This window comes from Ralstonia condita, assembly GCF_958405655.1.
GTDB lineage: Bacteria > Pseudomonadota > Gammaproteobacteria > Burkholderiales > Burkholderiaceae > Ralstonia > Ralstonia condita.
The window spans coordinates 69815-89762 of the sequence record NZ_CATYWO010000004.1 but is presented as its reverse complement, the minus strand read 5'-3'; the positions used below and the strand labels follow the sequence as shown (position 1 = coordinate 89762).

Here is a 19948-nt window from a genome sequence, read left to right as displayed (position 1 = left end):
AAGTCTCCGCACGGGTTTATGGCCCGTGTCTGGTTTGATTTATGGGCGCGTTTATGGGTTGCGTCGCAGGCGGTATTTGCCGCGCTTGACCAATGCGATCACGTCCTCGCGCTCAGCCTTTCCGCCGAAGGCGTCATCGAACGACTGGTAGCCGGTATTGGCGATCCTGTTGACCTCGGCCCAGGAAACTTCGGGCGCGTTCTTTCCGTCGGCACTCCACATCTGCTTGACGATCTTGGCCCGCTCCGCAGACAGCTCGCGTGATTCGGAGAAGTGCGGCAACTTCAAACGATTGCCTTGGAAGAACTGCTCTGGCTCCGGCGCACCGGTGGGGGTGATGAAGCCACGCAGCACCCTGTCGAATGCGCTCGCGTCGAAAGCGTCCTGACCGTCGTCCACGCGAACGAACTCGTCCAGACCGCGCATGACATGGTCGCGGGGCAGCTCAACTGGATCTCGCTGATGCCGCAACACGATGCCGCCACGCGGCCAGATCGGATCACTCAAAACCGAGGTCATCGCGGCAACAGGAGCACGCTCCCACGCTCGGGCAACGAACACCGGGGCGAAGTCGTGGGTGCCCGCGATTCGCACTTCCCCGAGGTGCCACAGGTGGCCCGGCACGCGATGTCGGCGGTCGGAACGCTGTCGATCTTCGATGCCGATCAAGGACGCCAAGTCGGCGAGCCACGCATCCACCTGGAGGGCGTACAACGCGATGTCGGCAAGAGGTCGCTCAACTGTTCGTGATCGCTGCTGCGGGCTGCGGTACCGGTACACCGCCGCATCCTGATCGATCTCAACCTCGACTTCCTGCTCCGAATCCCGGACGGGGACCATCACATGGCTGAGGTAGTCCTCTTCCGTGACCCATCGTCGTTGCAGGAACGTTGGTCTGCATCGTCCGAGCGCCGCCGCCATGACGCGGGACTCAACCCGGGGCAGCCGCTCCAGCACTGCCAGAAAGCTCAGATGCGCCGACATTGCGGTAGCGCCTTCAGAACTCACGGAGCACCCCAATTCGCGTGAGCTGTTCCAGAACGCGCTTTCGGTCATCTTCGGTCTTGCTCTTGTCGTTCAGACCGTTCGGCGACGTGATTTGGACGGCGACGTTGTGGGCCTTGCGGTGCGGCTGTTTGGCCATCCTGACTACCAACTTCACCTGCGCCAGCGTGTATTCCGTCAAGTCGTCGATGCCATAGTCGTCATAGGCGACCTGATAAATCTGCCGGGTGTCGCGCCGATCCTTGCCGATCAGCATCGTGCTCGACAGATGCTGGATCAACTCACGTCCGTTGGCCGCGTCGGTGGTTTGCTGCTCGAACGGCCGCGCCACCTTGATCTGCAAGATCGAAATCTTTTCGATGCCCGCCACTCGCTCCTGCTCGATGCGCTTGAGCATCGCCGGTGTCGAGAATCCGAACAGGTCGAATTCGCGCATCGGCATGTCGTTGATCTCCCCGTCGCACGCCAAGACGACATCGCGGAAGATGGTCGCCAGTTCACGGCGCACCTCACGGTCTTCGCAGAACACGCCGAGCGCACCGGTGCCGGGCTCCCACGAAAAGCTGGCCGACATCGCTGCAGGTTCTTCGTGCTCGACCACCTCGCCGTTGGCAACCTGCCGAAAGTGCGCCGTCGACCCGTTGAAGGTTGCAGTCAGGGTGTGCAGGAGCACGGGCGTGACCTCGTCAGAGTCCTTGCCGCCGCAGCGGTCGGCATGCGCGAGATCACGGCGCGTGAACTGCTCGATGATGATTTGGTCGGGAGCCACTTGCGGGAACAGCGCCGAAATGCGCCCGCGCAATACACCCTCAACGTCGGCATCAATGCTCGGCACCACGCCCTTCGGGCCGAGGTAGTGGCTGGAGTAGTTCTCGCTCTTCCATTGCCGATGCATCACTTGCACGCGCTCGGCATTGTCGAAGCGCTGATCGCGCGTGGCACCGGTCTCCGGAAAGTCCTGCAGCAGGCAGAGAAATAGGGCCCGGCTGTAGCGATCACTCGGCGCGGCCATGATCGCTGCGTCATTGATGTCCTCGTCGTCAAGGAGAGACTGGACGGCCTGCGCACCGTACTCGTCATCGAGCAGCACCACGCGCTCGGCCGCCCGCTCAATGCGCTGCTGGACGTCCGAGCCGAGCTTGGCGACGGCGTGGAACATCGCCTTGCGCGACTGCACCGCCAGGATGCCTTTGGCAGCGTCTGTCAGCGCCGCCACTTCCGGCAGCGACGTAGCGCTGGCGCGCTCGACCAGGAGCAAGGCGAGGCCGGGGCGCTTGGCTTTGCGCACCAGGGTCACGAAGTGCTCCATACACGGCAGGATTTCCGGGCCATCGTCCGATTGGCGGGATCGCGCCTGCTTCGCGGACTGCTGCGGCGCGGCGGTCGGCTGGTTGTGTTCTTGAGCGATGATTTGTTCGTCCGCTGGCATAGGCAATTTCCTTTTCTAAACGAAGTGCGCGATTGCGCGAGTGGTTAACTGAGCGGTTCAAAAAAAGCCGACACGCAGTCGGCGGCGGGACGAAGGCTTTGATCAGAAGATCTTGGCCCCCGGCTTGAGAAGGCCATAGCGCTCCATCCGCACCTGGATGAACCGCCGGTTGACGCCGAAGCGCTTGGCCACGGCCTTCTGCAAACATTCGATGTCGCCATCAGCCGTCAGGTAAAGACTGGTGCCGGGCAACTCGGGGTCGAGCGACGGGCTACGATGGATCGTCACGCCGTGTTGCGCAGCCATCTCTTCGACAGCCAGATTCAACCGCTGGCGCGGCACCAGCAGCGACCCCATGAACTCGTTGGCACGCAGCTCGGCGAAGTATTCTTCCTTGGTGGTGTGGCCCGGAATCGCCAGGGAGGGCGTCGCAGCCGCCTCGGCGACGGGCGTGACTTTCGCCAAGTGCTCGACGTCGCGTGTGGTCGTGCGGTAGGCGCGCCGCGCCGCGTCGCTGGGTTCATCGAACAGACCCGGCCCCTTGCTGGCATCGACGATCCATCCTGGCGCATCGAAAATGGCGTGGCCGAGTTCGTGGCCGAGGGTGCTCAGTACCAGTTCCTCGCTGGCGTTCACGCCAACCGGCGACACCGACACCATCGCCGTGTCCGGCACGCCGGGGTCGTACTCACAGATGCCCAGAACAGGGTTGCCGCATTCGTCATGCACAACATTCCCGGTGCCGACGAACAGGTCGAAGACCACGCCGTTGATCTTCAGGCCGGAGATGGCGCTCAGGGTTGCGAGCGGGATGGCATCGGCAGCCGCCTCCACCAGTTGCTGGCGGGCCAAAACGGCGATGCCCTCAATCTCGGAATTCTTGATGTAGCTGGGGCGTTTTCGGTCGCAATGCCGGTAGCCAAGAGTCAACACCGGCATTCACTTGTCCCCCGTCGCTTGCTTGCGATACATCCGTACCAGGCCCCCCACGTCGTCGCGCATGTCTGGCGGAAGGCGGCTGGCCTCAACAAAGGCGTCGTCGACATTCTCGCCAAGGATTTCTGCCGCCTTGCGGATCAGCTCGTCCTTGGGCGGCTTCTCGATGTCGCGCTCTATGCGCGACCAGTAGGCAGGCGAGATGTCCAGCTGCCGGGCGAAGTCATTCATCTGAATGCCCTTCGCCTCCCTCTTCAGTCTGATGTAGGCACCAAATGCCATTTTGTGACCCAATTGCGTGATTAGTTAATTGACGCCATCGTATCGAGCAGATCGGCACCTGTCAACTGTTTCGTTAACGCGCAATCCGGTTCCCTGCTAGACAGGCGCCGCTGGCCTGCCGGGGCATCGAGGCCGGGCCACCAGATGAGCCCGATTACCCGGAATTGCCATCCGCTTCGGAACATCGCGCACATCATCTGAGACGGTTGCAATTCCTCGGAGCCGTCATGAAGAACCTCGAACTCGCATCTCCCTCAGAGATGTCCGCCAGCGCCCGCGCTGGTGAAATCACCGCCATCCTTGCGGCCGCCATCGTCCGCACCGTCGTCGCAGAAGCGCCAAAACAGAGAGAAGTTGGCCTTGGCTTCCTGCCCGACCAGCGCGTTCATACAACCCCCTATCAAGAGGAGAAGTTGTGATGAACGAGAAACAAGCATCCGTCGCCGCGCGGATTGCGGAGCTGGCTTGCCTGCCGATGTCCGAGCTCTGGACGGTGTGGGATCAGTATTTCCCGCGTCGCCCGGACTACCCCAACCGCACGCACGTCGAGTCCCGTCTCGCCTACAAGCTGCAGGAGGAAGCCTTCGGTGGCCTTGCGCCCGAGACCAAGCAGCGCCTGGAAGCCATCGGCGCAAAACACTCCAAGATCAAGCTGCGGGCCAAGCCGCGCGAGTTCGATTTCGCGCCGGGCACGATCCTGCTGCGCGAATGGGGCGAGCGCGAACATCGGGTGACAGTCACCGCCGAGGGGCTGTTTGAGTACCAGGGGCGCAACTTCAGGAGCCTGACGGCGGTGGCCCGCCACATCACGGGCGCGCACTGGTCGGGGCCGCTGTTCTTTGGCCTGAGCAAGGGAGGTGCGCGATGAGCGATATTGCCAGCACCAAGGCCCGCAAGCGCTGCGCCGTCTACTGCCGGGTGTCCTCGGATGAACGACTTGACCAGGAGTTCAACTCCATCGACGCGCAGAAGGAGGCGGGCCACGCCTACGTCGCCAGTCAGCGATCCGAGGGCTGGATTCCGGTGGCCGACGACTACGATGACCCCGGCTTCTCTGGCGGCAACACGGATCGGCCGGGGCTGAAACGCCTGATGGCGGACATCGAGCGCGGCCAGATCGACATCGTGGTGGTCTACAAGATCGACCGCCTGACGCGCAGCTTGGCCGACTTCTCCAAGATGGTTGAAGTGTTCGAACGCCACGGGGTGTCCTTTGTGTCGGTCACCCAGCAGTTCAACACCACCACCTCGATGGGTCGGCTGATGCTCAACGTCCTGCTGTCCTTCGCCCAGTTTGAGCGCGAGGTCACCGGCGAGCGCATCCGCGACAAGATCGCCGCCGCCAAGCGCAAGGGGATGTGGATGGGTGGCGTCCCGCCCCTGGGCTACGACGTCGACAACCGCCTGCTGGTCATCAACGAGGCCGAGGCGGCGGTGGTGCGTCGCATTTTCGAGGAGATGCTGACCATTGGTTCTCCAACCCAGATCGCCGTCAATCTCACCGCCGACGGCATCACTACCAAGGCCTGGACGACGCAGGAGGGCCAGACCCGCAAGGGCACGCGCATCGACAAAAAGTACCTGCACAAGCTGCTGCGCAACCGCATCTACCTGGGCGAGTTGTCGCACAAGGGGAACTGGTACCCCGGCGCTCACCCGCCGATCATCGACCAGGAGCTTTGGGACAAGGTCCACACGGTGCTGGCCAGGGATGGACACGCCCGGTCGGTGGAAACCAAGATCCGGTCGCGCACCGACGCCTTGCTGCGCGGCCTGCTGTACGCCCCCTCGGGCGAACGGATGTACCCGACCTACTCACGCAAGAACGGGCGCAAGTACCACTACTACGTGTCCAAGTCGGAAAGCCGGTTCGGAGCACCGGGCAAGAGCTACGAACGCCTGCCTGCACCGGAGATTGAGGCGGCAGTGGTGGCCCAAATCCGCACCGTGCTGACCAGCCCGGAATCCATCGCATCGGTGGTGCGCCACATCCAGCAGAACCAGAAAACAAAGGGCGGACAGATCGACGAGGCCACCACGGTGATGGCGATGGGACGGCTCAACGACGTGTGGGATCAGTTGTTCCCGGTGGAGCGCCACCGCATCGCCAACCTGATGATCGAGCGCATCGACCTCGTCCACGTCGGCGAGGTGCAGGGCATCAAGGTGAAGTGGCGGGAACTGGGCTGGGACGCCCTGATCGGCGAGTTCGCCCGGAGAGGCATCGGCGCGGAACTGGTGGAGGTGGAGGCCTGATGAACGACACACTGGAAACCTTCGTGCCACTGACATTCCGCCGCCGGGGCGCGCGGCGCGTGGCCGCCGACGACCGCCATGTTCACGATGTGACGTTGCTGGAGGGGGTGGCACGCGGTTTCTACTGGCAGCACCTCGTGGACACCGGCGAGATGAAGAGTGGCTCGGAGATCGCCCGGGCCGAAGGCTTACACCCATCGGTCACCAACGAACTGATGCGCCTGAGCCTGCTCGCGCCCGACATCCTCGAACTGCTGATGGCCGGGCGGCAGCCTCGCCGGATGAACCTGATCTGGTTCCAGCGCAACCCGCTGCCGGTGGATTGGGAGGCGCAACGCCAGATCGTGAAGCGCTTTGAGGAGGACGCATGAGCAAGAAGCACCGGGGCCGGTTCAAGGGTGATCCGGTCACCTATCAACTGCCGAGTCCAGCAGGCGGCGTGCAACTGGAAACCTTCGTGCCCTGGACGCTGGTGAAGCGGGGGCTGAAGAAGCAGGTCATCACGCCCCTGGACGCTCCACAGGAATTCCTGTCCGAGGCCACCCGGGAGCGGGAAGCCCGGTCGGCCGCGCAGGACACCGCGTTGATGCGGGCGCTCGGACTGGCGCACCACTGGCAACGCCTTCTGGATGAGCAGCGGGCGGCATCAGTAGCCGAGATCGCCGAGGCCGAAGGCATGGACGTGACGCAGGTGCGCCGGGTCATGCGGCTGACGCTCCTGGCCCCGGAGGTCGTGGAACGGCTGGTGGGCTCGCCCGATGCCGTGCTGGAGAAGGTGATGCGCCGCCCCTTGCCCAACGGCTGGGCTGCCCAGAAACTAGTACTGCACGATACTGTCCAAAGTTGAACTAACACTTTCGACCCAATGCCGCCAGCGAGTTGCGTGATTTGACCTCCCGGAAGCACTCACGCGCGCATGAGGAGGCTGGGTCATCCAAATGGGACTACTTCAGCTTGATGTGCAAGTGATTGAAGCCTGCAGCATCTGTGGTCTCCTTGACTTCCAGGTAGTGGTGTTGCTTGCGCACCAGGTCGCTGAGCTTGCTGAAGCCGTAGTTCCGCGGATCAAATGATGCGTGGTTTTTGCTGATGAAGGAGCCTACGGCTGAGAGCGACGACCAGCCCGTGTCACGCTGTGTCTCTTTCACTGCGTGCGACAGCAGACCGTGAAGGGGCGGAACGTCTTTCACCTGTACGGGTAACCCAGGGTCTACGCCTGTGGCAGGTTGTTTCAACACCTCAACGAAGACGAACTTGTCGCAAGCCGCGATGAAAGCGTCTGGAGTCTTGCGTTCCCCGAACCCATAAACGACCTTGCCGGCCTCCCGTAGGCGAGTGGCAAGTCGAGTGAAATCGCTGTCGCTGCTGACGAGACAGAAGCCATCTACATTGCCTCCGTACAACAAGTCCATGGCGTCGATGATGCAGGCGCTGTCCGTGCTGTTCTTGCCCTTGGTGTAGGCGAACTGCTGCATCGGTTGGATTGCATGGCGGTGGAGGTGATCCTTCCAACCCACCAGGTTTTGCGTAGTCCAGTCACCGTAGGAGCGCTTCACAGTCGCGACCCCGTACTTCGCGACCTCCTCCAGCAGCTCCTTGATAACCGCTGCGCTGGCGTTGTCCGCGTCGATGAGTACAGCGAGCCGAAGTGCGTCTTGTGCCATTGTCTTGTTTTCTCCTTCCGACAGCCTACCCGATAGCTGTCGTAAGCAAACGACCGGTCGTGGCCGATAGCAGACGTCTATATTTGGCATAGATAGCACAACTTATTTCCCTCACAGGCACCCGCGACCATGTCACAAAAATGACATCAACGAGTCATCAGGGTGTCATATCACGACATTACCATCGCTGCAATTCAGATTCGTAATCAGGTCATCATTTTTGATTACGAATTCAAATCTGCCGGAGGTGTCATGATCGAACTACAGAATGTCTCAGTCAGTTATGGTGATGCGATTGCACTGTATCCCACCACTCTCAAACTCCATCAGGGACAGTTCACCGTATTGCTCGGATCTTCCGGCGCTGGAAAATCCACGCTACTTCGCTGTATTAATTCGCTGCATGCGTCGCAGCGCGGCACCACCATTGTCGCCGGCTTAGGAAATTTGGCGAACTCGCGTGCATTGCGCATGCATCGCCGACAGACTGGCATGGTGTTTCAACAGCATCAATTGATTGGCCGACTGACGGCTTTGCAAAACGTTTCGATGGGCCGAATGGGCTACCACACGGCATTACGCAGTCTATTCCCCCTCCCGGCGAAGGATCAATCCATATGCCTGCAAAGTCTGGACCGAGTCGGCTTATTGCACAAAGCCTTAAGCCGTGTCGACGCATTGAGCGGCGGCCAGCAGCAACGCATCGGTATTGCCCGGGCTCTGGCTCAGCAACCTAAACTGGTGTTGGCTGATGAACCGGTAGCCAGCCTCGATCCTGCTACTGCAGAGCGAGTGCTAAGTCTGCTGCACCGCATTTGTAAAGAGGACGGGATTTCGGCGGTCGTCAGCCTGCATCAGGTAGACCTCGCTCAACGTTATGCCGACCGTATTATTGGCCTGTCCCATGGCCGAGTCATTTTTGATGCCGCACCGCAGACTTTGGATCAAGCCAGTTACGACACGCTGTATGAACAAGTACCCCGTTCTTCTTTGAGCGTTCCACAAGACGCTCGAGAGGAACGGCTTATCGATACTTCATTTCCCATGCAACTTGCTACCGTAAAGGATTGATTATGAAAAAACTCGCATCCGCATTAATGTCTGTCTTGCTTGCCGCCGTCTGCAGCATTGGCCATGCATCATCCAATCCCGATCCAGAAACGCTCAAAGTTGCGCTACTGCCGGACGAAAACGCATCGACCGTAATTAAAAACAACAAGCCGCTCGAAATCTATCTGGAAAAAGAGCTGGGAAAGAAAATTGAGCTGGTGGTTACCACTGATTACTCGTCAATGATCGAAGCCATGCGTCACGGCCGTATCGACATGGCATATTTTGGCCCCTTGTCGTATGTGCTGGCTAAGCAAAAGAGCGACATCGAGCCATTCGCAGCGATGAAGCAAAAGGGTAGCACTACCTACCAGTCCGTATTGATCGCCAATACTGGCGCCGGCATCGCCAAAATCAGTGATATCGTCAACAAGAATGTCGCTTACGGTGATAAGGCATCCACCTCCAGCCATTTGATTCCGAAGTCGATATTGGCGGAAAACGGTTTGAAAGCCGGCGAAAACTATCGCGAACACTTTGTCGGTGCGCATGACGCGGTGGCCATGGCCGTGCAAAACGGTCACGCGCAGGCTGGCGGCTTGAGTAAGCCGATTTTTGAATCCCTGGTTCAGCGCGGACTGGTCGATCCCAACAAAGTAAAAGTTCTTGCCGAATCGAAGCCATATCCGCAATACCCGTGGACCATGCGCAGCAATCTGAAGCCGGAACTGAAGGAAAAGATCCGTGCAGCCTTCTTGAATCTCAAAGATCCGGAAGTCCTGAAACCTTTCAAAGCCGATGGTTTCGGCCCGATCAGCGACAAAGACTATGACGTGGTGCGCAGCCTTGGCACACTGCTCAAGCTCGATCTGTCGAAGTTCTAAGTGAGCGACAGCATGCAAGCTGATTTTGGTTTGATTCTGGCCGAGCGCCAGCGCGTATGGAACCGCACGATACTGCAGTTTGCCGTTGTGCTGGCGATTGTGATCGGTTGCTGGTATTACGTCGGCCTATTTGATGCCGAGCGATTGAAGGATGGCATGCCAAGCCTGGTAAAAATTGCCGGCGAGATGTTCCCACCGAACTTCTCGCAGGCTGGCACCTGGGTCAAACCGGTACTGGATACCTTGGCCATGAGTATCGCCGGCACGGCAATCGCGGTATTGCTATCCATTCCCTTAGGAGTGCTCGCCGCGCGGAATACTAGCCCTCATCCACTCGTGTATCAAGCCACACGCGGCCTGTTAAACGCTTTGCGATCGATACCCGAACTGATCATGGGCATCCTGTTCGTGGCAGCCGTTGGCTTCGGCGCATTGCCGGGTGTTTTAGCCCTAGGCTTACATTCGGTTGGCATGATCGCCAAATTTTTTTCGGAATCGATCGAACATGCCGATCCGGCACCGGTAGAAGCCGCGCATGCAGCGGGCTGCACGCCATTGCAGGTGATTTTTCATGGGATCTTTCCCCAAGTGCTTCCGCAAATGGCCGATACCGCGATCTATCGATGGGAATACAACTTCCGTGCTTCGACCGTGATGGGCATGGTCGGCGCCGGTGGAATCGGGTTCGAGCTGATGGGCTCTCTGCGCATCATGCAATACCAGGATGTCTCGGCTATTTTGCTGGTTATTTTAGGCATGGTTACCCTCGTCGACGCCTTCAGCTCCTTCCTGCGTCGCAAGTTCAAATAACTCCCAAAGCTTACAAAGGTTTTTATGAAGCCCAAAGTCGTCCTCACCCACTGGGTGCACCCGGAAATCATCGAATTGTTGTCCGCTAGCGCCGATGTTATCCCCAACACCACACGGGAAACCTTGCCGCGTTCTGAGGTAATTGCGCGAGCCAAAGATGCGGATGCACTCATGGCTTTCATGCCGGACAGCATCGACAGCGCGTTTCTCGAGGAATGTCCAAAGCTGCGTGTCATCGGCGCCGCGCTTAAAGGCTATGATAACTTCGATGTCAACGCCTGCACACGCCACGGTGTATGGCTTACGATTGTGCCGGATTTGCTTACGATCCCGACCGCTGAACTGACTATCGGCCTTCTTCTCGGTTTGACAAGGCATATGCTGGAAGGCGATAGGCAAATCCGTAGCGGACACTTCCAAGGCTGGCGGCCGACACTATATGGCTCTGGTTTGACAGGAAAAACGCTTGGCATCATTGGTATGGGGGCGGTCGGCCGTGCAATCGCCCAGCGCTTGGCTGGCTTTGAAATGAATCTCTTGTATTGCGATCCGATTCCGCTCAATGCCGAACAAGAAAAGGCTTGGCACGTACAGCGCGTCACGCTCGATGAACTGCTCGAAAAATGTGATTATGTCGTGCCGATGGTTCCGATGGCCGCAGAGACACTGCATCTGATCGATGCCACCGCGTTGGCCAAGATGAAAACCGGTAGCTACCTGATCAATGCATGTCGCGGCTCGGTCGTGGATGAGAATGCGGTGATAGCAGCACTGGCGTCTGGAAAACTAGCTGGATATGCAGCCGATGTCTTCGAGATGGAAGAATGGATACGCGCTGATCGCCCGCAGGCTATCCCCAAGGCGCTGCTCGACAATACGGCACAAACGTTTTTTACGCCGCATTTGGGATCGGCGGTCAAGGAAGTTCGGCTTGAAATCGAGCGGCAGGCAGCGATGAACATCATCCAGGCACTCGCTGGTGAAAAACCGATGGGCGCGATTAATCAGCCGTATCCGGGAGTAAAGGCGGCGTGATAGATCTGGAGCGTGTGGCGACGTTCATTGCCGTCGTCAAATGCGGGGGCTTTCGCGAAGCGGCGAAGCAAACTGGATTGTCCCAGCCAACAGTAACGCAGCATATCAAGCGGCTGGAGCAGTCTTTGCAGGCCCGGCTGATTGACCGCGCAACAATGCCGCAAAGCCTGACATTGGAGGGAAAGATTTTTTTCCCCTATGCGGAACAATTGCTCCGTACTAGCCATAAGGCTACGGCAGCCCTCCACAATAAAAGCCTGGTCGTTGGTGCAAGCTCCAATATCGGCATTTATCTTTTACAACCCTATATCAAGGCGCTCCAAGATAAATTAGCAAACAAGATCGATGTGAGGATCGGCAAAAATATCGAGATTGCCGCTTTGCTGGAAACGCTTGAAGTGGATGTAGCGGTAATGGAGTGGTGGGACTCACGTCCTGGGTTCGTCTCAACAGTATGGCGGCGCGAGAGGATGGTTGTCATTGTTCGCCCCGGCCATCCTTGGGCTGCCGAGTCGACCATTCCACTTAAGTGGTTAAAATCCCAGAACTTGCTTGGAGGCGAAGCGGCTACCGGAACTGGGCGCCTACTACAACAATATGCCGGTGCCGACTCGGCAGAGTTCACAGTGGGTATGCAGTTAGGTAGCACCGAGGCGGTCAAACACGCGGTCCACGCAGGGCTAGGAATCTCGCTTGTGATGGAAAGCGCGGTCAAGCATGAACAGGCAAGCGGATGGTTACATGCAATTCCGATTGAAGAAGATGTTTACAAAGATCTTTATCTCGTACATCGCTCAGAAACTTCGTTAAGCGGTCCGGTGGCAAGCCTTGCAGATTTGATTCTCCATTCTCCGGATTTAGGCTCAATAGAATATAAATAGCAAAACGAATGCCTGCTTCTGGCCGGGAGTAGCCTACCGCGTAGCGGTGCATATCGTCACCCTCAGTCGCCACCCCTACAGGAGTTGCCGACTACAACCGACCGCATCTAAACCCGCGCCAGCAAAGGAAATGACCTCGAGAACGCTCGCGTGGCCACCAGAGAAAACGGAGAACAGAGATGCGTCGGCGGGGGCGGAAAGGCCGCCTTTGCAGAGGTGGCGCTCGTGAGACCAGGCCTGGAAACCACGCCAACACTGGGGGGAACAGACGAAAAAAAACCAACCGAGAACGGTTGGTTTTTCAAATAGTGGTGGAGCCGGCGGGAATCGAACCCGCGTCCGCAAGCCCTCCACAGAGAGTTCTACATACTTAGTTCTGTCATTTGATTTAACCGCCGCATCGCGGACGAACACGCTCTACGACGGCGATTCACTAAGTTTTCGTCTCTAGGCCCGTGACTCACCTAGAGCTTATCTGACGTAGATGACCTCGCTAGTCTTTCGACCCTAGCCCGTCAGCGAGCCAGTGCGAGGACGGCGGCCCTTAGGCTGCCAGTGCGTAACGTTCGTCGTTAGCAGTTATTGCATTCCCATTGATTAACGAGGTGACGGGTCCTCGGTATGCCCTCCACTGCTTCGCAACCCACGTCGAAACCAGGTCGGCCCCAGTAAGGAAGAATCGATTATCCCATAGATGGGTTACTTCAGCGAGAAATCAACCCGCGTCGTCTTGCCTTTGTCCTTGATGCCCTCGGCTGTCAGCTTGGGCGCGACCACGAAGAGACGCTCCGGATCCACGCGTTCCGCCAGCGCCACATGGACGGCGTTGGCACGACGCTGGGCCAGTTCGCGAAGGTCCGCTTCCGTCACTTGAACGTTGGTCTCCATCAGCTTTCGCATCTCGTCGGGCGGAAGGGATTTCGCCAGGCCGATCACGTTGCGCGGCTTCGGGAATTTGGCGGCTTTATAGGCGCGTTCAAGGTACTTGTTTTCCTCCTCGGGCTTGACAGTGGTGTCTGCCTCGGCAGCGTCGCCTGCGTCCTTGAGCTTCTGTTCGCGGATCGAGCGCTCAACGGCCTCCCGCCGCAGGCCGTCGCGGTCGAATTCCGGGTCGACGCGGCCGATGATGTCGAGCTTCAGGCCTGGACGGTCTTTGAGTGCGGTGGCCAGCTTGTCGAGCTTGGCTTGCGACGCCTGGCTGATGCTCGACGTGCCGGGGTCGAACTCGATGTAGCCGAGTTCTTCGCCGCCGCCGCCGAAAGCGCTGGCAAGCAGTGAGAAAGGCGCCGTGACCGCGCGCGCGATCAGGTTGACGAACGCGCGCAGGATCACGCCGCCAATGCTGAATTGCGGGTCATCAAGCGAGCCGGATACAGGCACGCGCACGTCGATCTCGCCGCGCGAGTTCTTGAGCAGCGCCACCGCCAGCCTGACCGGCAGGTTGGTCGCATCCTTGCTCTCCACGCGGTCTCCAAAGGTGAGCTGATCGATGAAGATGTGGTTGTCCGCCGTCAGCTTGCCCTGGTCCAGCAGATAGTGGAGATCCATCGTCAGCTTGCCCTTGGTGATGGGGTAGCCGGCGTACTTGGCCGAATAGGGCGTGAGATTGGTCAGCTCCACGCCGTCGGCCTTGGCTGTCAGATCGACAAAGGCCGTGGGTGCGAGCGGATTGACCTTGCCATGGATATCGACGGGTGCCGTGCCGTCGACGCTGCCGCGCAACGTCACGTCGGCCGGTACCTGGCTGGCGGCGGTGCTGATCGTTCCCACCGCGCCGCCGATTGCTGTCAGGTTGGCGGTGTAGTTCGGCTTGATGAAGTTGTCGGTGAAGCGGATGTTGCCGTCCTGCAGCGTGATGGCATCGACGCGCAGATCGGCTCCGTCGGCCTTGGGTGCGGGTGCTGCAGTGGCGACGGCAGATGCCGGGGCAACGGCCTGTGCAGCGGCAGGCGCGGAGGCGGCCGCCGGCTCGGATTGGGTCAGAGAGCGGCGCGCCTCTTCCGGCTGCACGCGGATGTCCTGCAGGTTCAGGCGTCCGTTCGGATTGATGATGATCCGCGCATAGAACGTCGACAGTGCCACTGCGCCCACGCGCACGTGTGGAGTATCACCGTCGTAGCGGACCTGGATTCGGTTGAGCGCGAGAGAGCGCCAGCGCAGGAAATCGTCTGAAGTGACGCGATCCTGCAGACGCACGTTGCCCAGCGTCGCATTGCCCTGGTAGTTGACCGTCAGCGCCTTGGACTGATTGAGCGTCAGGCGGCCGTCCATCGTCAGCAAAGCGCTGGTGATGGCCGCGTTGAGCGACTTGTCGAGATACGGATCGAAGCCAGCCAGCGACAGGTTTTGCGTGGCGACGCGCAGGTCTGCCTTGAGCGGCTGCGGGACCACGTCGCCGCGCACGTCGATCTTGCCCTTGGCGCCCAGGCCCGCGCCAACTTGCACGCTGACCGGTTTGCCGAGGTCGGTCGAAGCGTTCTGCACAACGACGTTCAGTGGCTCGACCCGCACCTTCACCGGCCGCGCGTTCGACTGATCTTCAAAGCCGACGGCGCTGTTGTCCAACCGCAGGGTCTGCACCGTCACGGCCCAGGGTTTCTCGCCCGATGTGCCGGCTCGCGCGGGGGCGGCACCGGCTTTGCCAGTCGCGGCAGCTTGCGGCCCATTGAGTAGTGTGAGCGTCGTGGTGCCATCTTTCTTGCGCAGGGCATCCACCTGCAGGCCGTCGGTACGCACGTCGCTCAAGGCGATGCTGCGTGCATCCAGATCGAAATGCTTCACGTCGGCGCGGATCAGCTTGGCACGCAGCGCCGTCTCCTTGCCGGACGCAGGCGCCATCGACAGATCGGCGAGGCTGGCGGTCAAGGGTTCGGCTTGCACATTGAACTTGTCGGGGCCGAAATCGAGGACGACCTTGCCGTCCGCCGACAATGCGCCGCTCTGCAGTTGAGGCGCGCCCGCTTGCCGCAGGTACGGCCCAATGCCGGCGAGCTTGACGCCATCGAGCTTCAGTTCCAGTTCGGCGTTGTGCTTCTCCAGAGACGTCGTCCCTTTGATGTTCAGCGTGCCGCCCTGCGCCTGCCTGGCGGTGACATCGAGCGCGGTCGGGCCGCCCAGCGTCCGGACGGCCGCGTCGCCGTGGAGGTCTTCCAGCGCCAGATCGGCAGCCGGCTGCGTGGTTGCGTCGTGCCAATGCACGCCGCTGTTGGTCACCTGGAGCTTGCTGACCAGCAAGTCCAGTGGTTTTGGCTGGGTGCCGGGGGCAGGCTCGGGTTTGGCTGTTTTTGCATCGGCCGGCACGGATTGGCTGCCGAGCTGCGCGAAATTGAGCGCGCCATCGTGACCGCGCGCGACATCGACGCGTACGCCATCCAGCGTGAGCGTTTCGAGGTGGAACACGTTGTCGAGCGGGCGTACGTCGGTAAGCGCGGCTCGTACCTGTTTGGCGGTGACGAGCGGCGATTTCTTGGCGTCGATCACTTCGAGGTTGTCGAGGCCAGCGGTACCGCGCAGGCGCAGCACCGGCGTACCGCCTTTGGGTTTCTGGAAGTCGATCGTCAGGTCGGTTGTCAGCTTGCCTTGGGGCACCGCCACCGGCAAGGGGCCCGGTACGTAGCCGACGTAGCGGGGGAGATCCAGGCCTTCGACCTTGAGATTGAGGCTCGATTCGAGCGAATCGGCGAAGGGCTTGGTCTTGCCGGCAAAGTGCAGCGGCGCGCCGTCGATGCGCGCGGCCAGTAACGGCTGCACGAAGATATCGACGTCGGCCGGCAGGTTGGCCAGAAACGGCACGCCAATCTGCAGGTTGTCCACCCTGTGCTGCGTGCCGAGCGGCTGATCGATGAACTCGACCGTACCGTTGGTCAGCTGGAGATTGGCGAAGACAAAGCGGGCAGGTTCGGCCGATTTGGGCTTGGGCGGATTCTCGGGCTGGCTCAGCTTGTCGATGATGTCGGAGAAATTGAAGCGCTGCTCCGCGGTACGCACGATGCGCACATGCGGTGCTTCGATGCTCAATTCCTCAATGACGGGTGCCCGGCGGAAAATCGAACTCCATGCTGCATTGACATGCAGATGGCCGATGTCGACGAACGGCGTCTTTCCATCGCGCTCGGCAATGTGGATCTGGTCAACCTCCAGTCGCAGGGTATATGGGTTGATGCGAACCTTGCCCACGGATACCGGACGCTCCAGCACTTTGCTGAGTTGCGTTTCTGCCAGATGGCGCAGCAGCGGGGGGCCGCCCACGGCGCCCAGCAGTCCGAATACCGCCAGAAAGATCAGCACACCCAACCCGACGCGCCTGGTGCGCCTCGAAGCCCGCATCTGCTGGCCAAACTGCACGGTGCGTTGCCATCCGGCAGTGTTGCGGGCACGGCTCAGCCATGCGCGCCAGCCGTTGGCATGCGATTGCAGATCAGGACGCGAATCGGGGGAGGTGCTCATGCGAGTGTCCGGCGATAGCTGCCGTGTTGTGTCAGTGGGTCGACCGCCGCGTCCAGAGGGGAGGCAGCGGTCTTGAAGGGCGCCGGGCTTCGGCCCAGGCAACCTGCCTATACACGCTGTGATTCGAGCAGCAGTGGAACCAGTTCGGCGGCACCCGCGATGAGGGCATCTGCCTGCCAGGCTTCAGGCGCCGGTCCATTACCACAATAGCCGTAACTGGCCGCAATGGTAGGCATGCCGGCGGCCCTGCCGGCCTCGATGTCGCGCAGGTCATCCCCCACGTAAACGATTTGCCGGGCGTCAATCCCAATCGACTGGGCGGCGTGCAGCAAGGGAGCGGGGTGGGGTTTGGCGTGCGGCGTGGTGTCACCCGCGACAACACAGGCGGGCGCCACTGGAAAAGCGAGTTGTGCCACCAGCGGCATGGTCAGCCGCGCCGATTTGTTGGTGACGATGCCCCAAGGGATGCCCGCCCGGCCGAGTTCGGCCAGCACGTGGGTCATGCCCGGAAAGAGCCGCGTGCGGACGCAGATTTCCGCCGCATAGTTGGCCAGGAAGGCCAGCCGCAACGACTCGAATTCCGCATCTTGCGGCCCGACTCCGAAGGCCACGCCAATCAACCCGCGTGCGCCATGTGAGGCGACGGGGCGCAATGCTTCATAGGCCAACGGCTCAAGCCCGCGGTCAGTACGGACTTTGTTGGCCGCGGCGGCCAGGTCCGGAGCGGTATCTGCCAGCGTGCCGTCGAGGTCAAACAGCACCGCACCCAGCGGGTTTGGAAACTTGCGGACCATCATGCGTCGATCGGCCGGCGCGTCGCCATCAGGTAGTTGACGCTGGTGTCATACGTCAGGGCGTACCGGCCGGTGAGCGGGTTGTATTCCAGGCCGCGCATCTGGTCGGGTTCCAGTCCCGCCTGACGCGCGAAGGACGCAAGCTCGGACGGGCGGATGAACTTGGCGTAATCGTGCGTGCCGCGCGGCAGCATGTTCAGCACGTACTCCGCCCCGATCACTGCCAGCAGGTAGGCCTTGGCGTTGCGGTTGATGGTCGAGAAGAATACGTGACCGCCCGGTTTGACCAACGTCGCACAAGCTCGCACAACAGAGGCTGGATCGGGGACATGTTCCAGCATCTCCATGCAAGTCACAACATCGAAGCTGGCCGGCTCGCGCGCGGCGAGGGCTTCTGCGGCGATCTCTTCGTAATCCACCGCCACACCGGCCTCCAGGCCATGCAAGTCGGCCACCCGCAATGCTTTGCGCGACAGGTCAATTCCTTTGACGACGGCGCCGGCACGGGCCATGCTCTCAGACAGGATGCCTCCGCCGCAACCGATGTCGAGGACACGCTTGCCGCTCAACGGCGCGAGCGACTGGATCCAGTCCAGGCGCAGCGGGTTGATTTCGTGGAGCGGTTTGAACTCGCTGTTCGGATCCCACCAGCGGTGGGCGAGTTCGCTGAATTTTTCGAGTTCGCCGGGATCGGCGTTCGCGTGAGTGGTGGTCATGTTGCGCTGCGCCTGGGTGTGTCGGCTAGGTGAGGAAATGTACCAAAAAGCATCGCCCCAACCAAATGACGCGCGTCAGGGATAAAAGGTTTCACATTGAAACAGAGGTGAACGAACGCGCATGCGTTGTCTCCAACTGTCACATTCCTTCAAGGAGAGATCAATGAAATCCAAACAATTTCTGGCAGGGCTCGGCATCGCGAGCCTGACTGTACTGGCGGGCTGTGCGGCGCCTGGCTATGGCGGCGGATACGGCGGAGGTTATGGGGGAGGCTACGCTCCTGCTCCCGCCTATGGTAGTCAGCCGCAACAGCAACCCGGCGCTTTATATGGCCGCGTCGAGTCCATTCAGCCGATGCAGGCGCCAGCAAATAGCCCGGGCATTCTGGGCACGATCATCGGCGGCGTGGCTGGCGGTATCCTGGGCCATCAGGTTGGCGGTGGCACGGGTAACACAGTTGCAACCATTGGCGGCGCGGCACTCGGTGCATATGCTGGAAACCAGGTCGAGCAACGCGCGGGTGCTGGCGGGCAGACCGTGTATCGCATCACGGTTCGTCTGGACGATGGCCGCGTCGCGACCGTCACGCAGCGTAACCCGAACAACCTGCGCGTGGGTGACCGCGCCATGGTTGCGAATGACCAGGCAACGCCAGCCTACTGATGAGAGGGTGAGGGGCGCTGCCTCGTTGAATGCAACAAAAAAGCGGTGGCGCATTCCTGCGTCACCGCTTTTTTTTGCCTGATGTTCCTGCGTGCAGCGGACGAAAAAGAGCCCAGCTTGCGCTGGGCTCTTTTTTAGGCAGATACCGAATTACTGAGCCTTGCGGGTACCGACCACTTCCACGTCCACGCGGCGGTTCGGCTGCTGGCAGGCGATTTGTGCCTTGCGCGAGCCCTTGCACGACTTCGGATCAACCTTCAGCTGGCGCTTGCCCTTGCCTTCCGTGTACACGCGGTTGGCTTCGATGCCCTTGCTGACCAGGTAACCCTTGACGGCTTCAGCACGACGGACCGACAGGCGGTCGTTGTACTTGTCCGAACCGAACGAGTCGGTGTGGCCAACGGCGATCACGACTTCCAGGTTGATGCCTTGCAGCTTCGAGACCAGGTCGTTCAGCTTGGCCTTGCCTTCCGGCTTCAGCACGGCTTTGTCGAAGTCGAACAGCGTGTCAGCAGCGAATGTGACCTTTTCCGAGCTAACAACCGGCTTGGCTGCCGGGGTCGGCTGGGCTTGCGGGGCAGCAGCCGGAGCCAGAGCGCCGTCGCACTGAGCGTTGGCGGTTGCCGGCGTCCAGAAGCCATTGCGCCAGCACAGTTCATTCGTGCCGTTCTTCCAGACCCACTCGCTCGTGCCGTTACCCCAGTTGTCGTTGACGGCCTTCTTTTCGTAGGGCACCGACTGAGCGTAAGCGGACGCAGCCATGGCTACCGCAGCTGCAGCGAACGCGAGCTTGGCAAATTTTTTCATATTTCTCCTCTCAGGATGAGATCACCGCAGAAGACTGCGAGCAGATGGGACGAAAACAAGTCATACATTCTTCGGAGTATAACATTCTCGGTGTGGTGAAGGCTCCACTTCGAACAATGTCTGCCTCTTCGCTGGGGGATTGTGCCACAAGCACGCACTCCTAAAAAGCAAATATAAGCGATTCAGACGGGGCGCCTGGGCCTTGTGGTGTGTACGCAACAAGGCAGGAAATGGCTCGCAAACCCTTATGGGGACTAGGTCCTCGGTTTTGCTCCCGCTCGCAGGGAAC

The 19948-nt window shown here is 60.3% G+C and carries 20 protein-coding genes and 1 other RNA gene; 11 read left to right on the top strand and 10 right to left on the bottom strand.

Annotated elements, in window-relative coordinates:
• Window positions 1–51 precede the first annotated feature (51 nt).
• From R2N03_RS14135 to R2N03_RS14120, 4 genes are all read right to left on the bottom strand, one after another.
• Complete coding sequence (locus R2N03_RS14135) at window positions 52–984, bottom strand: hypothetical protein (RefSeq protein WP_024973175.1); 933 nt, start codon at window positions 982–984, stop codon at window positions 52–54.
• 13 nt (window positions 985–997) lie between these two features.
• A complete protein-coding gene (locus tag R2N03_RS14130) occupies window positions 998–2434 on the bottom strand; it encodes a hypothetical protein (RefSeq protein ID WP_024973174.1) in 1437 nt (478 codons plus the stop codon).
• Window positions 2435–2536: 102 nt separating this feature from the next.
• Window positions 2537–3373 (bottom strand): hypothetical protein, encoded by an 837-nt coding sequence (locus R2N03_RS14125; RefSeq protein WP_024973173.1) that lies wholly within the window; start codon window positions 3371–3373, stop codon window positions 2537–2539.
• A complete protein-coding gene (locus R2N03_RS14120) occupies window positions 3374–3652 on the bottom strand; it encodes a helix-turn-helix domain-containing protein (RefSeq protein WP_024973172.1) in 279 nt (92 codons plus the stop codon).
• 227 nt (window positions 3653–3879) lie between these two features.
• Between R2N03_RS14120 and R2N03_RS14115 the strand changes: the two genes are divergently transcribed.
• The 5 genes from R2N03_RS14115 to R2N03_RS14095 are packed head-to-tail and all read left to right on the top strand — an operon-like array spanning window position 3880 to window position 6755.
• Window positions 3880–4071, top strand: coding sequence for a hypothetical protein (locus R2N03_RS14115; RefSeq protein WP_024973171.1), 192 nt, complete (start codon window positions 3880–3882; stop codon window positions 4069–4071).
• Window positions 4071–4520: a DUF2924 domain-containing protein gene (locus R2N03_RS14110; RefSeq protein WP_024973170.1), complete on the top strand. Its 450-nt coding sequence runs from the start codon at window positions 4071–4073 to the stop codon at window positions 4518–4520. Before R2N03_RS14115 ends, R2N03_RS14110 begins: the two co-directional genes overlap by 1 nt.
• Window positions 4517–5908 carry a recombinase family protein gene (locus tag R2N03_RS14105; RefSeq protein ID WP_024973169.1) on the top strand — a complete coding sequence of 464 codons (1392 nt, stop codon included), beginning with the start codon at window positions 4517–4519 and terminating at the stop codon, window positions 5906–5908. The genes R2N03_RS14110 and R2N03_RS14105 overlap by 4 nt, the downstream gene beginning before the upstream one ends.
• Window positions 5908–6279 (top strand): hypothetical protein, encoded by a 372-nt coding sequence (locus R2N03_RS14100; RefSeq protein ID WP_004629235.1) that lies wholly within the window; start codon window positions 5908–5910, stop codon window positions 6277–6279. The genes R2N03_RS14105 and R2N03_RS14100 overlap by 1 nt, the downstream gene beginning before the upstream one ends.
• Window positions 6276–6755, top strand: a complete 480-nt coding sequence (locus R2N03_RS14095; protein ID WP_004629233.1) for a hypothetical protein — start codon at window positions 6276–6278, stop codon at window positions 6753–6755. Before R2N03_RS14100 ends, R2N03_RS14095 begins: the two co-directional genes overlap by 4 nt.
• A gap of 97 nt (window positions 6756–6852) precedes the next feature.
• Here R2N03_RS14095 and R2N03_RS14090 read toward each other — a convergent pair whose 3' ends face one another.
• Entirely contained in the window at window positions 6853–7572 is a 720-nt protein-coding gene (locus tag R2N03_RS14090) for an NYN domain-containing protein (protein ID WP_009238671.1), read from the bottom strand.
• A 252-nt stretch (window positions 7573–7824) separates the two neighbouring features.
• Here R2N03_RS14090 and phnC point away from each other — a divergent pair, with 252 nt between their 5' ends.
• From phnC to R2N03_RS14065, 5 genes are read left to right on the top strand one after another with little or no spacing between them, the layout of a single operon-like run.
• Window positions 7825–8643, top strand: coding sequence for a phosphonate ABC transporter ATP-binding protein (gene phnC / locus R2N03_RS14085; protein WP_020200553.1), 819 nt, complete (start codon window positions 7825–7827; stop codon window positions 8641–8643).
• Window positions 8644–8645: 2 nt separating this feature from the next.
• On the top strand, window positions 8646–9506 hold the full coding sequence (gene phnD / locus R2N03_RS14080) for a phosphate/phosphite/phosphonate ABC transporter substrate-binding protein (protein WP_024973167.1): 861 nt from the start codon (window positions 8646–8648) through the stop codon (window positions 9504–9506).
• A 12-nt stretch (window positions 9507–9518) separates the two neighbouring features.
• On the top strand, window positions 9519–10316 hold the full coding sequence (phnE, locus tag R2N03_RS14075) for a phosphonate ABC transporter, permease protein PhnE (protein ID WP_009238668.1): 798 nt from the start codon (window positions 9519–9521) through the stop codon (window positions 10314–10316).
• A 24-nt stretch (window positions 10317–10340) separates the two neighbouring features.
• On the top strand, window positions 10341–11351 hold the full coding sequence (locus tag R2N03_RS14070; protein ID WP_009238667.1) for a phosphonate dehydrogenase: 1011 nt from the start codon (window positions 10341–10343) through the stop codon (window positions 11349–11351).
• Entirely contained in the window at window positions 11348–12232 is an 885-nt protein-coding gene (locus tag R2N03_RS14065; RefSeq protein WP_004629222.1) for a LysR family transcriptional regulator, read from the top strand. Before R2N03_RS14070 ends, R2N03_RS14065 begins: the two co-directional genes overlap by 4 nt.
• 309 nt (window positions 12233–12541) lie before the next feature.
• Here R2N03_RS14065 and ssrA read toward each other — a convergent pair.
• From ssrA to ubiG, 4 genes are all read right to left on the bottom strand, one after another.
• Window positions 12542–12899: a transfer-messenger RNA gene (gene ssrA / locus R2N03_RS14060) on the bottom strand.
• A 32-nt stretch (window positions 12900–12931) separates the two neighbouring features.
• Entirely contained in the window at window positions 12932–16678 is a 3747-nt protein-coding gene (locus tag R2N03_RS14055) for a DUF748 domain-containing protein (RefSeq protein ID WP_316658263.1), read from the bottom strand.
• 107 nt (window positions 16679–16785) lie between these two features.
• Window positions 16786–17475, bottom strand: a complete 690-nt coding sequence (locus tag R2N03_RS14050) for an HAD-IA family hydrolase (RefSeq protein WP_316658262.1) — start codon at window positions 17473–17475, stop codon at window positions 16786–16788.
• Window positions 17472–18188: a bifunctional 2-polyprenyl-6-hydroxyphenol methylase/3-demethylubiquinol 3-O-methyltransferase UbiG gene (gene ubiG, locus R2N03_RS14045; protein ID WP_316658261.1), complete on the bottom strand. Its 717-nt coding sequence runs from the start codon at window positions 18186–18188 to the stop codon at window positions 17472–17474. Before ubiG ends, R2N03_RS14050 begins: the two co-directional genes overlap by 4 nt.
• Window positions 18189–18351: 163 nt before the next feature.
• On the opposite strand from ubiG, the gene R2N03_RS14040 reads away from it, so the two are divergent.
• Window positions 18352–18852 (top strand): outer membrane lipoprotein, encoded by a 501-nt coding sequence (locus tag R2N03_RS14040; protein ID WP_316658260.1) that lies wholly within the window; start codon window positions 18352–18354, stop codon window positions 18850–18852.
• Between the two features lie 150 nt (window positions 18853–19002).
• Here the strand turns inward: R2N03_RS14040 and ompA are convergent, their stop codons facing one another.
• Window positions 19003–19659 carry an outer membrane protein OmpA gene (gene ompA / locus R2N03_RS14035; RefSeq protein WP_316658259.1) on the bottom strand — a complete coding sequence of 219 codons (657 nt, stop codon included), beginning with the start codon at window positions 19657–19659 and terminating at the stop codon, window positions 19003–19005.
• Between the last annotated feature and the right edge of the window lie 289 nt (window positions 19660–19948).

Coding starts and splice junctions, on each gene's coding strand:
- R2N03_RS14135 (WP_024973175.1), bottom strand. CDS start 984: ATGTCGGCGCATCTGAGCTTTCTGGCAGTGCTGGAGCGGCTGCCCCGG.
- R2N03_RS14130 (WP_024973174.1), bottom strand. CDS start 2,434: ATGCCAGCGGACGAACAAATCATCGCTCAAGAACACAACCAGCCGACC.
- R2N03_RS14125 (WP_024973173.1), bottom strand. CDS start 3,373: ATGCCGGTGTTGACTCTTGGCTACCGGCATTGCGACCGAAAACGCCCC.
- R2N03_RS14120 (WP_024973172.1), bottom strand. CDS start 3,652: ATGGCATTTGGTGCCTACATCAGACTGAAGAGGGAGGCGAAGGGCATT.
- R2N03_RS14115 (WP_024973171.1), top strand. CDS start 3,880: ATGAAGAACCTCGAACTCGCATCTCCCTCAGAGATGTCCGCCAGCGCC.
- R2N03_RS14110 (WP_024973170.1), top strand. CDS start 4,071: ATGAACGAGAAACAAGCATCCGTCGCCGCGCGGATTGCGGAGCTGGCT.
- R2N03_RS14105 (WP_024973169.1), top strand. CDS start 4,517: ATGAGCGATATTGCCAGCACCAAGGCCCGCAAGCGCTGCGCCGTCTAC.
- R2N03_RS14100 (WP_004629235.1), top strand. CDS start 5,908: ATGAACGACACACTGGAAACCTTCGTGCCACTGACATTCCGCCGCCGG.
- R2N03_RS14095 (WP_004629233.1), top strand. CDS start 6,276: ATGAGCAAGAAGCACCGGGGCCGGTTCAAGGGTGATCCGGTCACCTAT.
- R2N03_RS14090 (WP_009238671.1), bottom strand. CDS start 7,572: ATGGCACAAGACGCACTTCGGCTCGCTGTACTCATCGACGCGGACAAC.
- phnC (WP_020200553.1), top strand. CDS start 7,825: ATGATCGAACTACAGAATGTCTCAGTCAGTTATGGTGATGCGATTGCA.
- phnD (WP_024973167.1), top strand. CDS start 8,646: ATGAAAAAACTCGCATCCGCATTAATGTCTGTCTTGCTTGCCGCCGTC.
- phnE (WP_009238668.1), top strand. CDS start 9,519: ATGCAAGCTGATTTTGGTTTGATTCTGGCCGAGCGCCAGCGCGTATGG.
- R2N03_RS14070 (WP_009238667.1), top strand. CDS start 10,341: ATGAAGCCCAAAGTCGTCCTCACCCACTGGGTGCACCCGGAAATCATC.
- R2N03_RS14055 (WP_316658263.1), bottom strand. CDS start 16,678: ATGAGCACCTCCCCCGATTCGCGTCCTGATCTGCAATCGCATGCCAAC.
- R2N03_RS14050 (WP_316658262.1), bottom strand. CDS start 17,475: ATGATGGTCCGCAAGTTTCCAAACCCGCTGGGTGCGGTGCTGTTTGAC.
- ubiG (WP_316658261.1), bottom strand. CDS start 18,188: ATGACCACCACTCACGCGAACGCCGATCCCGGCGAACTCGAAAAATTC.
- R2N03_RS14040 (WP_316658260.1), top strand. CDS start 18,352: ATGAAATCCAAACAATTTCTGGCAGGGCTCGGCATCGCGAGCCTGACT.
- ompA (WP_316658259.1), bottom strand. CDS start 19,659: ATGAAAAAATTTGCCAAGCTCGCGTTCGCTGCAGCTGCGGTAGCCATG.